The organism is Streptomyces sp. HNM0645 (assembly GCF_030056615.1).
Lineage (GTDB): Bacteria > Actinomycetota > Actinomycetes > Streptomycetales > Streptomycetaceae > Streptomyces > Streptomyces marianii.
The window spans coordinates 50,521-62,940 of the sequence record NZ_JASHLT010000019.1; the positions used below are offsets into that span (position 1 = coordinate 50,521).

11 protein-coding genes and 2 pseudogenes are annotated in these 12,420 nt (G+C 73.7%); 2 read left to right on the forward strand and 11 right to left on the reverse strand.

Translation table 11 applies throughout. The features are described from left to right. Positions 1-67 precede the first annotated feature (67 nt). From QMZ92_RS16040 to QMZ92_RS16055, 4 genes are all read right to left on the reverse strand, one after another. Positions 68-316 carry an acyl carrier protein gene (locus tag QMZ92_RS16040; protein ID WP_138055468.1) on the reverse strand — a complete coding sequence of 83 codons (249 nt, stop codon included), beginning with the start codon at positions 314-316 and terminating at the stop codon, positions 68-70. Positions 317-396: 80 nt separating this feature from the next. Then, positions 397-1,398 (reverse strand): ketoacyl-ACP synthase III, encoded by a 1,002-nt coding sequence (locus QMZ92_RS16045; protein ID WP_283298058.1) that lies wholly within the window; start codon positions 1,396-1,398, stop codon positions 397-399. Between the two features lie 17 nt (positions 1,399-1,415). Further along, complete coding sequence (locus QMZ92_RS16050; RefSeq protein WP_283298059.1) at positions 1,416-2,354, reverse strand: ACP S-malonyltransferase; 939 nt, start codon at positions 2,352-2,354, stop codon at positions 1,416-1,418. A gap of 89 nt (positions 2,355-2,443) precedes the next feature. Further along, positions 2,444-3,640, reverse strand: coding sequence for a PucR family transcriptional regulator (locus tag QMZ92_RS16055; protein ID WP_283298060.1), 1,197 nt, complete (start codon positions 3,638-3,640; stop codon positions 2,444-2,446). A 253-nt stretch (positions 3,641-3,893) separates the two neighbouring features. On the opposite strand from QMZ92_RS16055, the gene QMZ92_RS16060 reads away from it, so the two are divergent. Then, positions 3,894-4,547 carry a pirin family protein gene (locus QMZ92_RS16060; RefSeq protein WP_283298061.1) on the forward strand — a complete coding sequence of 218 codons (654 nt, stop codon included), beginning with the start codon at positions 3,894-3,896 and terminating at the stop codon, positions 4,545-4,547. A gap of 228 nt (positions 4,548-4,775) precedes the next feature. Here QMZ92_RS16060 and QMZ92_RS16065 read toward each other — a convergent pair whose 3' ends face one another. Both QMZ92_RS16065 and QMZ92_RS36030 read right to left on the reverse strand, forming a co-directional pair. Beyond that, positions 4,776-5,591, reverse strand: coding sequence for a serine hydrolase domain-containing protein (locus QMZ92_RS16065; protein WP_283298155.1), 816 nt, complete (start codon positions 5,589-5,591; stop codon positions 4,776-4,778). A 147-nt stretch (positions 5,592-5,738) separates the two neighbouring features. Next, positions 5,739-6,053, reverse strand: a pseudogene (locus QMZ92_RS36030) (GNAT family N-acetyltransferase); the annotation flags it as partial. Positions 6,054-6,096: 43 nt separating this feature from the next. On the opposite strand from QMZ92_RS36030, the pseudogene QMZ92_RS16075 reads away from it, so the two are divergent. After that, positions 6,097-6,648: pseudogene (locus QMZ92_RS16075) on the forward strand (aldo/keto reductase); the annotation flags it as partial. A gap of 33 nt (positions 6,649-6,681) precedes the next feature. Here QMZ92_RS16075 and QMZ92_RS16080 read toward each other — a convergent pair. The 5 genes from QMZ92_RS16080 to QMZ92_RS16100 all read right to left on the reverse strand — a co-directional run bounded on the left by QMZ92_RS16080 (position 6,682) and on the right by QMZ92_RS16100 (position 12,381). After that, positions 6,682-7,884, reverse strand: coding sequence for an acyltransferase family protein (locus QMZ92_RS16080; protein WP_283298062.1), 1,203 nt, complete (start codon positions 7,882-7,884; stop codon positions 6,682-6,684). Continuing rightward, positions 7,881-8,996 carry an alpha/beta hydrolase gene (locus tag QMZ92_RS16085; RefSeq protein WP_283298063.1) on the reverse strand — a complete coding sequence of 372 codons (1,116 nt, stop codon included), beginning with the start codon at positions 8,994-8,996 and terminating at the stop codon, positions 7,881-7,883. The genes QMZ92_RS16080 and QMZ92_RS16085 overlap by 4 nt, the downstream gene beginning before the upstream one ends. Positions 8,997-9,210: 214 nt before the next feature. Further along, on the reverse strand, positions 9,211-9,891 hold the full coding sequence (locus QMZ92_RS16090) for a response regulator (protein WP_283298064.1): 681 nt from the start codon (positions 9,889-9,891) through the stop codon (positions 9,211-9,213). Beyond that, positions 9,888-11,327, reverse strand: coding sequence for a sensor histidine kinase (locus QMZ92_RS16095; protein WP_283298065.1), 1,440 nt, complete (start codon positions 11,325-11,327; stop codon positions 9,888-9,890). Before QMZ92_RS16095 ends, QMZ92_RS16090 begins: the two co-directional genes overlap by 4 nt. Before the next feature lie 172 nt (positions 11,328-11,499). Next, complete coding sequence (locus QMZ92_RS16100) at positions 11,500-12,381, reverse strand: DUF4429 domain-containing protein (protein ID WP_283298066.1); 882 nt, start codon at positions 12,379-12,381, stop codon at positions 11,500-11,502. Between the last annotated feature and the right edge of the window lie 39 nt (positions 12,382-12,420).

The following is a 12,420-nucleotide window of genomic DNA, read 5'->3' on the forward strand; positions in this document are numbered from 1 at the left end:
TCCACGGTCTATGAGGGTTCGTGAATCAGCGGCGCCACCGCTGGGTGGCGTACCTGATCGGCCTGGATCAGGCCTGGTGCTTCAGGATGTACTCGGCTGCGTCGCCGACGGTCTTGAGGTTCTTGACGTCCTCGTCCGGGATCTTGACGTCGAAGCGCTCCTCGGCGGCGACGACGACCTCGACCATGGACAGCGAGTCGACGTCCAGGTCGTCGGTGAAGGACTTGTCCAGCTGGACGTCCTCCGTCGGGATACCGGCGATCTCGTTGACGATCTCGGCGAGACCTTCGACGATCTCTTCCTGAGTGGCGGCCATGTGGCGCTCCTTCGGTGTGTGGCAGAGGGTTGAACTGGCTTGCCCGGAGGACCGGAAATCCGGAAGATCCGGACGCTTGCCTAGGGGAGGGTAACGACCGTCGCGGCGTAGACGAGACCCGCCCCGAAGCCGATGACGAGCGCGGTGTCGCCGCTCTTCGCCTGTCCGGTCGCCAGAAGCCGCTCCATCGCGAGCGGAATCGAGGCGGCCGAGGTGTTGCCGGTGGTCTCCACGTCACGGGCGACCGTGACGTGCTCCGGCAGTTTCAGAGTCTTCACCATCGAGTCGATGATCCGCATGTTGGCCTGGTGCGGGATGAAGACGTCCAGGTCGTCCGCGGTGATCCCGGCCGCGTCCAGCGCCTGCTGGGCGACCTTCGCCATCTCGAACACGGCCCAGCGGAACACCGCCTGGCCCTCCTGGGTGATGGCGGGGAACCGCTCGACGGCGCCGTCGCGGTAGTCCGTCCACGGCACGGTCTGCTTGATGGTCTCCGACTTGTCGCCCTCGGAACCCCACACGGTGGGGCCGATCCGGGGCTCCTGCGCGGGACCGACGACGACGGCGCCTGCTCCGTCACCGAAGAGGAACGCCGTGGCGCGGTCCTCCAGGTCGGTCAGGTCGCTGAGCCGCTCGACGCCGATGACCAGCACGTACTCCGCGGAACCCTCGACGACCATACCCTTGGCGAGGGTCAGGCCGTAGCCGAAGCCCGCGCAGCCCGCGGAGATGTCGAACGCGGCGGGCCTGACCGCGCCGATCTTGTCCGCGATCTCGGTGGCGACGGCCGGGGTCTGCTTGAAGTGCGACACGGTCGAGACGATCACGCCGCCGATCTGCTCCGGGGCGAGCCCGGCGTCGGCGATGGCCTTGCCGGCCGCCTCGACCGACATCGCCGTCACGGTCTCCTCGTCGTTCGCCCAGTGACGGGTGGAGATACCCGAGCGGGAGCGGATCCACTCGTCGGAGGAGTCGATCGTCTCGAGGATCACCTCGTTGGGCACGACCCGGGTCGGACGGTAGCCGCCGACACCCATGATGCGTGCGTACGGGGCGCCCTTGCTGGGCTTGATCTTCGACATGCTGTCTCGGCTCCTTGTCAGGCGCCCGCCGCGTCCGCGGCGGGTGAACCGGTCTCGGCGAGCAGCGTGCGGGCCGCGTCGACGTCGTCGGGGGTCTTCAGCGCGAGCGTCGTGACGCCCGGCAGCGCGCGCTTGGCGAGACCGGTGAGAGTACCGCCCGGGCACACCTCGACGAGGGCGGTCACCCCGAGCTCCTTGAAGGTCTCCATGCACAGGTCCCAGCGGACCGGGTTGGCGACCTGGCCGACCAGCCGGGCCACGACCTCGTCGCCGCCGGCGACGGTGCGCCCGTCCTTGTTGGACACGTACGGCACCTTCGGGTCGGCCGGTGCGAGGGCCTTCGCGGCCTCCTCCAGCTTTGCGACCGCGGGGGCCATGTGGTGTGTGTGGAACGCCCCGGCGACCTTGAGCGCGACGACCTTCCGGACGCCCTCGGGCTTGTCCGCCTCCAGTGCGGCGAGCTGCTCCCTGGTGCCGGCGGCGACGATCTGCCCGGCGCCGTTGACGTTGGCGGCGGTCAGCCCCAGCTTCTCCAGGTGCGCGACGCTCACTTCGGGGTCGCCCCCGAGCAGGGCCGACATCCCGGTCTCCGTGACGGCGGCGGCCTCGGCCATCGCCAGACCGCGGGTCCGTACGAGGCGGAGCGCGGCGGTGTCGTCGAGGACGCCCGCGAAGGCGGCGGCCGTGATCTCGCCGACGCTGTGACCTGCGACTGCGCCCGGCGCGACGTCACCGAGCGCGGAGGCCGACAGCAGACCGGCCGCGACGAGCAGCGGCTGCGCCACGGCCGTGTCGCGGATCTCGTCCGCGTCGGCCTTCGTGCCGTAGTGGGCGAGGTCGAGCCCGATGGCGTCGGACCAGGCCGCGATGCGGTCGGAGGCGCCGGGGAGTTCGAGCCAGGGAGTCAGGAAGCCGGGCGTCTGAGCGCCTTGGCCGGGAGCGACGAGTACGAGCACCCTCACACTCTCTCTTGTGGATGGTCCCGGCCGCCCGTGGGGACAGGGACCAAGAACCGTCAGGGGAATTGTTGGTGTCCGACAAAATCCTAGAGTTGCTGATCTCCGTCTACCAGACGCCCGAGGATGAGCGCGATCCGCAGAGTGAACGCGGAGCGGACATCGGAGGGTGACCAGCCGGTGACGTCAGTCACACGTCGGAGCCGGTAGCGGACGGTGTTGGGGTGCACGAAGAGCATCCGCGCCGCGCCCTCCAGACTGCTTGCCTGCTCCAGATACACACTCAGGGTCTCCAGGAGGGCCGAGCCGGCCTCCTCGAGCGGTCTGTAGATCTCCTCCACCAGTTGTTCTCGCGCGGACGGATCACCCGCGATCGCGCGCTCCGGAAGGAGATCATCCGCCAGTACGGGGCGCGGCGCGTCCTGCCACGCGGAACACGCCTTCAGTCCGGCCGCCGCGGCCTGCGCCGATCTCGTCGCCGCCAGCAGGTCGGGGACGACGGGGCCCGCGACCACCGGGCCGGCCGCGTACGGGCCGATCAACGCCTTCGCGACGTGCAGCGGGTTGTCGCTGCCGCCCGCGATCACGACCAGCCGGTCGCCGAGCACCCCGGTCAGCACCTGGAGCTTGGCGTGCCGGGCGGCGCGCCGGATCGCCTCCACCGTCAGTTCGCTGTCCCCGTCAGGCGCGGTGCCGAGCACGACGCACACGTGCTCCGGGGCGTTCCAGCCGAGCGCCGCGGCGCGGCTGACGGCACCCTCGTCCGCCTCACCCGAGAGCACTGCGTTCACCACCAGCGACTCCAGCCGGGCGTCCCAGGCGCCGCGGGCCTCGGCGGCCTGCGCGTACACCTGGGCGGTCGCGAAGGCGATCTCCCGCGCGTAGACCAGCAGCGCCTCGCGCAGCACGGCCTCGTCGCCCGGGGCGGCGACCTCCTCGATCGCGGACTCCATCACCTCGATGGTCGTCCGCACCATCTCCACGGTCTGCCGCAGGGTGATCGCCCGGGTCAGCTCGCGCGGGGCCGTGCCGAAGACGTCCGTCGAGATCGCCTGCGGGGTTTCGGGGTGCCGGAACCACTCGGTGAACGCGGCGATACCGGCCTGGGCGACCAGGCCGATCCACGACCGGTTCTCCGGGGGCATCGCCCGGTACCACGGCAGAGTCTCGTCCATGCGGGCGATCGCGTTCGCCGCGAGGCGTCCGGACGACTGCTCCAGGCGCTTCAGGGTCGCGGAGTGCGGATGGGCGGCGTTCGGGGGCAGAGCCGGTTCGGGATGGGGCACGGGGACAAGAGTGCCTTATCCGGACGCCGCGGCGGAGACGCGGGGTCCGGCACGGGGCCCGGTGCCCCGCCGGGCGGTCCGCGGGTATCCGGTTCGGCGGGGGCGGGCGGAGCCGGGGACGGGCCCCGGTGCGGGGCCGCCGCCCAGCGGACGCAGCGGTGGCGGCGCGGGCCGCCGGTGGGACGGAACCCGAGTGCCGGTGGCGGTGCGCGGGGCCACCCCGGCCGGTCCTTGCGTCTACGGTGGAGGCGTGATGTCCATACGGCGCGCCGGTGAGCGCTACCGCGGTGGGGACGCGTCCGCCGGCATCGAGTCCCTGCACTCCTTCTCGTTCGGTCGTTTCTACGACCCGGACAACCTCCGCTTCGGCGCGGTCATCGCCTGCAACGAGGAGCGCCTCGCCCCCGGTGCCGGGTTCGACGAGCACCCGCACAGCCACACGGAGATCGTGACGTGGGTGGTGGACGGCGAGTTGACCCACCGGGACTCCGCGGGCCACGCCACCGTCGTACGGCACGGCGACGTCCAACGGCTCGGCTCCGCCGGCGGGGTCCGGCACGTCGAACGCAACGACGCCGACGTACCGCTCACGTTCGTGCAGATGTGGCTCGCCCCGAAGGATCCGGGCGGCGAGCCGTCGTACGAGATCGTCCGCGGCATCGCCGACTCGACGCCCTACGCACTCCCGGAGGCCGGGGCGATGCTGCACGTGCGCCGTCTCTCCGGCGGCGAGCGGACCGCCGTCCCGGACGCCCCCTTCGTGTACGTCCACGTCGTCCGCGGGGTCGCACGGATCGACGGCGAGGCCCTCGGTCCCGGGGACGCCGGGAGGATCACCGACGCCCACGGCCTCGAACTCACCGCGGCCGCGCCCGCGGAGGTGCTGATGTGGGAGCTGTCCGGCTGACCGGGACGGCCGGCGGACCCGGGCGTGACACCCGGCGCCCGGCCCGCGGTGGGAGTGACGCCCCCGTACCGGACAGCCGTCCCGTCCTCGGCTTCCCGGTTCCTCGGCGCGGAGGCGGCTCCCGTGCGGCGGGATCCGGGGCGAACGGTGCCGCGGGCCGTCAGGCCGGACCCGCTCGGGACCTGTCCCGGACTCGTTGTACCCGTTCCGGACTCGTCGGCGGTACGTCTACCGGCCGAGTTCGGCGAGCACCGCGTCGGTGAAGGGCGGCCAGGACTCGACCGCCCAGGGCCCGAAGGCACGGTCGGTCAGCGCCACGCACGCGGCACCGGCGTCCGGGTCGATCCACAGGAACGTGCCGGACTGGCCGAAGTGGCCGAAGGTGCGGGGCGAGGACGACGCGCCGGTCCAGTGCGGGGACTTGCCGTCGCGGATCTCGAAGCCGAGCCCCCAGTCGTTCGGCCTCTGGTGGCCGTAGCCGGGCAGGATGCCCGCCAGGCCGGGATGCACCACCGACATCGCCTCCAGGACGGTCCTGGGGTCGAGCAGCCGGGGGGCCTGCACCTCGGCCGCGAAGCGCACGAGGTCGTCGACCGTCGAGACACCGTCCTTCGCGGGCGAGCCGTCGAGCGTCGTCGACGCCATGCCCAGCGGCTCCAGCACCGCCTGGCGCAGATACTCGGCGAACGGGATGTCCGTGGCCTTCGCGATGTGGTCGCCGAGCACCTCGAAACCGGCGTTGGAGTACAGCCGGCGGGTCCCGGGAGGTGCGGTGACCCGGTGCTCGTCGAACGCGAGGCCGCTGGTGTGCGCGAGCAGGTGCCGCACGGTGGAGCCGTCGGGTCCGGCCGGCTCGTCCAGTTCCACCGCGCCCTCCTCGTACGCGACGAGTGCGGCGTACGCCGCGAGCGGCTTGGTGACCGAGGCCAGCGGGAAGCGGTGTCCAGTGGGGCCGTGGGCACCGGCGACGCTGCCGTTCGCGCGCACGACGGCGGCGGCCGCGGTGGGGACGGGCCAGTTCTCGATCAGCTCCAGGCTCTGCATGGCTACGAGCCTAGAGGGTGAGCCGCACGGCGGGATCCGGGGTCCGTACGAAGCCGAGGGAGGCGTACAGGGGCTCGCCCGCGGGTCGATCCTGCGGACTCCGCGCTCCCGGAACCAGCCGAGCAGTCCCTCCACGCACGCGCGCGAGTGGTCTCGGCGGCGCCGGTCGGGATCGGTGGCGACACCGAAGACGTAGCCGGTCCTGCCGGTGGGATCGGCAGGACCTCCGATGCGGTGCTCGATCGTGCCGACGGCACAGGCCGCGAGCCCTCCGGGGCGCTCGACCACGAAGGCGGCCATGTCCCCCTCGGGGTCGGCCGGACGCCTGCGCAGGGTCTCGACGGCGGCGGGTTGCCGGCCCGCGTCGGAGGAGTCGTGCCGCTCCGTCGACCCGAGCATGACGGAGCGGAGGCGTACGAGTTCTTCGGCGTCGGCGGGGAGCGCGAGGCGTGCGAGGCTCATGCAGGGAGGCCGGCGCCGTGCCGCGAAAGCCCGTCCGGGCGCCCGTCATCTCGGCCTCAGCGAGGTGACCGGCGCGGAACTGCGCGAGGCGCACGCCGTCCACCCCGTCGCCGCGCTGCAGTCGGAGTGGTCCCTCTTCAGCCGCTCCGTCGAGCAGAGCGCGGTGGGCGCGGCGGCCGAGCTGGGCGTGGCGCTGGTGCCGTACTCTCCCCTCGGCCGCGGTTTCCTGACCGGCTCGTTCGCGAACGCCGCCGAGCTCTCGGAGAACGACTTCCGGCGCCACCAGCCGCGGTTCACCGGTGACGCGGCCGCGGTGAACGCGGCGCTGCTGGAGCCCGTCCGCAGGATCGCGGCCGCTCACGGCGCGACACCGGCGCAGATCGCCCTGGCCTGGGTCCAGCAGCGGGCCGCCGTCCACGGCCTCCCGGTCGTCCCCATCCCGGGCACCCGCAGGCGCGGCCGCCTGGAGGAGAACGCCGCGGCCACGCGGATCACGCTCACACAGGACGAACTGGCGCTGCTGGAGCCGATGGCGGGACGGGTGGTGGGGGACAGGTACCCGGACATGTCCTCGACGTCGGACTCCCGCGAGTAGCGCGCTCGCGCGGGCCGGGTCCGGCCCGACCGCCTACGTCAGGCCCAGGGCGAACGCCGTGAAGCCCAGCGCGAGGACCCCGGCCGTCGCGCGGCGGGCGGCGCTCGCATCGCGCCACGGAGGCTCGAAGACCCGTGCGTACCGGCCGATCACGCCCAGCAGCACGGCGAACACCGGCAGCCAGGCGGTGCGCGCGGCCACCCAGCCCAGTGGGTCGGGCGCCGTCGTCAGCCCGGGGACCGCCCCCGCGTACGACGCCGGTACCGCGGCGGCCAGCATCGCGCTCTGGTGCCAGCAGAGGATCGTCATCGCCGAGAGGTTGACGACCACGACCGGCGCCCACAGCGCGGGCCGCGCCAGCAGCCGGCCGAGGCGTTCGCGGAGGAGGATCGCCGCGCCGCTCTGCGCCGCGGCGAGGGCGAGGACGAGCAGGGACGGCGGATGGGAGTTGGTGCGGGCCTCGCCGGGAACGCCGACCATCGACGCCGGGTAGTGGAAGACGGCGAGCAGCACGGCGAACAGGACCACCCCGCCCGCCGCCAGCAGCAACGCGCCGCGCCGGCCGATGCGCCCCTCGCCCCAGGAGACGCCGAGTTGGTAGGCGAAGAGCCAGCCGGGGAGGACGTTCAGCACGCTCAGCCAGGACGGCACGGCGTCGGCGTACGGCCCGTACCGCAGGAGGTCGACGGCGGCGACGGACAGCAGCAGAGGTGCGGCGGCCCAGCCGCCGAGGCGCCGGGCGGCCCGTGCGCAGAGCGGCGTGAGAGCGGTGACGACGACGTACACGCCCACGAACCACAGCGGTTGCACGACGAGCGTCGCCCCGGTCCGCAGGGTTTCCTCCGGCACGCCCGCCGCCGTCAGCACCGCGATCAGCGCCGCCCACACGGCGGTCACGCCCAGCACGGGGCGTCCGAGCCGAGCCACGCGGCCCTTCAGCCATGCGGCGGTACCGCCCGGACGGCGGCGGTAGGAGAGGGCCGACGCGTAGCCGCCCACCAGGAAGAAGATCCCCAGCATCTGCAGCACCCAGCTGACGGGCGCGAACGCGCCGAAGGCCGACAGCGGGCTCGCGTTGTGGAGCGCGCCGTCCGCGTCGAGGACGAAGCCCCCGAGCATCCAGTGCCCGGTCGGCACCGCCAGCAGGGCGAGGGCGCGCAGTCCGTCGATCGCGCGGTCGCGGTGGTGGGGAGTCGACGCCTCGACCTTCGCGACGAGCGGGGCGAGCGCCCTCATCGGGCTTCTCCCCGGGCGATCGAGGCGAACGCGCGCAGCGACGAGGTGCCGGGCGCGAAGTAGCCGGCGTGGCCGGGGGTGTCGTCGGCCGGTACCCGCCGGGCGCCGAACTCCGGTGCGGTGGGGTCGGTTCCGTGGCCGAGGCCGGCGAACGCGACGTTCGGCACCTTGGAGATCCAGTCGGACGGGGCCTTGGCGGCCCAGACACGCGCGCCGGTGTGCAGGTCGGCGACGCTGCCCGCGCGCATCCCGGGCGAGCCGAGCACGACGACGTCCGTGGCGCCGGCCCGTTCCGCGGCGAGGCCGCAGACGACGGATCCGTAGCTGTGGCAGAACAGGGCGGGCCGGACCGTGCCGGCCGCGGCGATGCCGCGGGTGAACCCCGCCAGCCGCTCGGCCCCGGCCTCGGCCAGGTCTCCGGTGGCGGCGTCGAGGCCCACCCCGACGGGAGTGGTGTAACCGGCCCAGGCGATCACGGCGACGCTCCCCGCACGCTCGTTCCCGGCGCCCTCGCTCCCCACGCCTTCGTTCCCGGCGCGGTCGTCCGTGCCGCCGCTCCCCGTGGCGCCGTGCGGGGGGACGTTCCCGGCGGCGTCCCCGTCGCTGTCGTTCGCCGCCTCGTACAGCGACCGGGCCATCTCGCGCGTACGGTCGAAGGTTCCGGCGTCGATGTCCGAGCCCGGGACGACGACGGCGACACGGCGGGCGCCGGGGAGGTCCCCGAAGACCTCGGCGAGCTGGCCGCGGCCACGCGGGTCGTACGCGAGGATCTGCCGGCCGTCCGTACCGGCCCCCAGCGCAAGGGCGTTGGCCCGGTACCGCAGGGGGACCGGCGCGCCGTCCAGATTGCCGACCACCAACGGGTGCCGCTCAACCAGTCGTTGCTTCTGGGTCTCCGTCAGACCGGCGAAGAACAACGCGACTTCACGCGGCGTTGCGCTGCCGGGGTCGGGCAGGGCGCGGCCGAGTGAGCGGTCCGCCCGCCATTCCGCCGTACCCGGCGGCGGCCCGGTGACGGGTGTCCGGGCGGTGCCCGACACCCACCCCGCCGTTCCGGTGACGACGGCCGTCGCGACCGCCGCTGCGACCAGAGTCCTCCTGAACCGTCGCATGTTCCCCTCTTCCTCGTCCGTCCTGCCGACGGCGAGCAAGGTAGGGACGGGGAGGGCGGGGGAGCGTCACACCCGGGAGCCAACTCCGGGGTGATACCGGGGTACTCCGGAGTGGTACCGGGGTAGGGGGACGGGACGGGACGGGACGGGCGCGCGTCGGCGACGGATGCCGGCCGGACCGCAGCGAGGCGCGCCGCCCCGCGGTCCCGTGCGGCTACCGGTCGCCCGGTGTCACCAGCCCCGACTCGTAGGCGAAGACCACCGCTTGGGCGCGGTCGCGCAGCCCGAGCTTCGACAGCACCCGGCCGACGTGGGTCTTGACCGTCTGCTCGGCGAGGACGAGCCGGCCGGCGATCTCCTGGTTGGACAGCCCGCGGGCGATCAGCTCCAGGACCTCCGTCTCGCGCGGGGTGAGCCCGGCCAGCCGCAGCGAGGCGCCGTCCTTGCGGGGAGCGGGGCGCTGGGCCGCGAAGTCGGCGATGAGCCGACGGGTCACGGACGGCGCCAGCAGCGCCTCGCCCGCCGCCACCACCCGGACCGCGGAGATCAGATCAGCCGGCGGGGCGTCCTTCAGCAGGAAGCCGGACGCGCCCGCGCGCAGCGCCTCGTAGACGTAGTCGTCCACGTCGAAGGTGGTCAGCATCAGCACCTTCGGCACCCGCACCACGCCCCGCGGCGGGGCCAGGATCTCGCGGGCCGCGGCGAGCCCGTCCAGCTCCGGCATCCGTACGTCCATCAGGACCACGTCGGGGAGCGCGGCGCGGGCGACCTCGACGCCCCGGCGGCCGTCCGGGGCCTCGCCGACGACGTCGATGTCCGACTGCGCGGCCAGCAGCGCGGCGAATCCCGCGCGCACCATGGCCTGGTCGTCGACGATGATCACGCGGATGGTCAACGGGATTCCTTCTCGGTCGTGCCGCCGGTGCCGGTCGTGTCGCCGGTGCCGGTCGTCCCGGGCGGGCTCGCGGGCGCCAGGGGCATGCGGGCGGCGACCCGGAAGCCGCCGTCCGGCAGCGGCCCGGTGTCCAGGGTGCCGCCGGTCAACCGTACGCGTTCGCGCATCCCGACCAGCCCGTGTCCGGTCCCGGAGGTCTCCAGCGGTGAAACGGGTTCCGCGGCGGGGCCGTTGACGACGAGCACCGTGAGATGGGCGCCGTCCGCGCCGACCGACACCCGCGTCGCCGCACCGGGCGCGTGCCGTACCACGTTCGCCAGTGCCTCCTGCACGATGCGGTACGCGGACAGGTCCAGGGCCTGCGGTACGTCGCCCAGGTCCGCCGGGAGCGACAGTTCGGCCGGCACCCCGGCCCGAACCGTCGCCTCCACCAGCTGCTGCAGCCGGCCGAGGCCCGGCTGCGGGGCGCGCTCGCCCTCGGAGCCCTCGCTGCGCAGCACCGCGAGCAGCCGCCTCATCTCGGTCAGGGACTCCCGTGCTCCGGCCGCGATGGTGGCGAACTCCTCCTGGGCGGCACCGGGCAGTCCGCCGATCCGGTACGGTGCCGAGTCGGCCTGCACGGTGATCACCGACATGTGGTGGGCGACCACGTCGTGCAGTTCGCGGGCGATGCGGGCCCGTTCCTCCAGCAGGGTGCGCCGGGCTCGCTCCGCCTCGCTGATGGTCTCCTGCTCGGCGAGTCTGCGCTGCACCTCGCCGCGGGTCCGGAGGGTGTCGGCGACCAGCAGGACGATGCCGCCCAGCACGAACAGCAGTACGTGGACGCCGTCGCTGAGCCGCTGCGAGACCAGCTCGAAGAGGAAGCCCGCCGCGCCCGTCACCAGCCAGACGGCCACGAGGGTGCGGCGGCGTTCGCGCAGCCCCAGGCACAGCATCAGCAGCAGGTAGCCGACGACGGTCATCGGCGGCCACGGCCAGCTCCTTCCCTCCGTGCCGTCCGCGCCCAGCAGGACGATCGCACCGAGCACATCGGCGGCGAGGACGATCCACCAGGCCTGCAGCGGCCGGGTCACGGCCAGCAGCAGTGGCGCGGTCTGAGCCGTGGCAAGGGCTCCGGCGACGGCGCCGCCCAGCCGGTAGTCCTGGGCCAGGACGTTGATCGTGACGGGCAGCAGGGAGCTCACGGCGGCCACCCCCAGCACGTGGGGCAGCCACTGCCGGAAGCGCGAGGACGTCCCCGGCGGCGGGAGACCGGACGACGGGGCGGGCGTGGTCAGCGCGGTGCCGACCGTACGCAGCGACTCCCGCGCGGCGGAGCGGACGTGCCGGGCGGCAGCCGAGCGGGCGGCGTCGCGCAGCAGGGTCCGTGGCCGGGACGCCCTGGCCGGGCCCGGCTGGGGACCGCCGTTCTCGGCGGCGGGGGGCGTGGTGGTCATGGCCGCTTCAGCGTAGGCATTCCGGAGAGCCGCCGCGTCATATCTGAGGGCCGGGCGGGATGTCATACCCCGGTATGACATCCCGCGGTGCGCCGGCCTGTTGCCTGTTGCCCGGTCCGGCCCGGTGCGCCGGTCCGTCGTCCCGCGGTGCCGACGGCCCGGCGCGGTGGCTCTACAGCTCCGCCAGGAGCTCGGCCTTCTTGGAGCGGAACTCCTCGTCCGTCACCAGCCCCGCGTTGTGCAGTTCGCCGAGGTGCCGTATCCGCTCCGCGACGCCCGCCGGGTCGCGCGGGGGCGCGGTTGCGGCCGGCAGCGCGGGCGCGGCCTCGCGGACCGCCTCCAGGACCGCCGCCGCGAACGGCAGCGACTCGTGCACCGGTCCGTAGCCCAGGCCGAAGACGACCGCTGCCGGGTCCTGGTCGGCCCGCGCGGGCCGGGCCCCGGCCCCGCCCGGACCGGCGCCCGGGGTGCCACCGCGGAGCAGCAGGCGCAGATAGCCGTCGAAGACCTCGGGGGAGCGCCACTCGACCCCGGCCAGCTCCGACACGGAGTAGGTCTGGTCGCCGGCCTTCCACTTCGCGGAGGAGGCACCCGTCCAGGACCAGCGGAAGGACACCTTGTCCCCGTCGAACACGGCCTTGCCGTCGTACGCCTTGAACTGGAGCGGTGCGCCGACGGACGAGACCAGGTACCGGGCGGGGGGCCCGGTGTCCGGGCCGGGCAGGACGGCGCGCAGTTCGTCGGCGTAGTACTCGGCCAGCGTCTCGAGTTCGGCGGGCAGCACCAGCCGGTACGGGTCCGCGCCCTCCTTCAGTTGGCCCGCCGCCGCGTCCATCAGCGGATCGGCGCCCGGTCTCGGCACCGCGTGCAGCACCACGGTGCCGCGTTTGCCCGGGGAGAGGGTCACCGACTCGATCGCTTCGAGGGGGACGTGCCGTTCGTCCAGCACCTGGAACAGCTTTGGCGTACCGCGGTTCCCCCGGGTGAAGCGGATGAGCACGGAGTCGGGTTCGAACTCCCAGGTGGCTTGAATTCCGGCCAGCACATCACCCATGCGCATCATCGTATGCGGCGTGCGCCCGCGCGTCGCCCC

Coding starts and splice junctions, on each gene's coding strand:
- QMZ92_RS16040 (WP_138055468.1), bottom strand. CDS start 316: ATGGCCGCCACTCAGGAAGAGATCGTCGAAGGTCTCGCCGAGATCGTC.
- QMZ92_RS16045 (WP_283298058.1), bottom strand. CDS start 1,398: ATGTCGAAGATCAAGCCCAGCAAGGGCGCCCCGTACGCACGCATCATG.
- QMZ92_RS16060 (WP_283298061.1), top strand. CDS start 3,894: ATGTCCATACGGCGCGCCGGTGAGCGCTACCGCGGTGGGGACGCGTCC.
- QMZ92_RS16065 (WP_283298155.1), bottom strand. CDS start 5,591: ATGCAGAGCCTGGAGCTGATCGAGAACTGGCCCGTCCCCACCGCGGCC.
- QMZ92_RS16080 (WP_283298062.1), bottom strand. CDS start 7,884: ATGAGGGCGCTCGCCCCGCTCGTCGCGAAGGTCGAGGCGTCGACTCCC.
- QMZ92_RS16085 (WP_283298063.1), bottom strand. CDS start 8,996: ATGCGACGGTTCAGGAGGACTCTGGTCGCAGCGGCGGTCGCGACGGCC.
- QMZ92_RS16095 (WP_283298065.1), bottom strand. CDS start 11,327: ATGACCACCACGCCCCCCGCCGCCGAGAACGGCGGTCCCCAGCCGGGC.
- QMZ92_RS16100 (WP_283298066.1), bottom strand. CDS start 12,381: ATGGGTGATGTGCTGGCCGGAATTCAAGCCACCTGGGAGTTCGAACCC.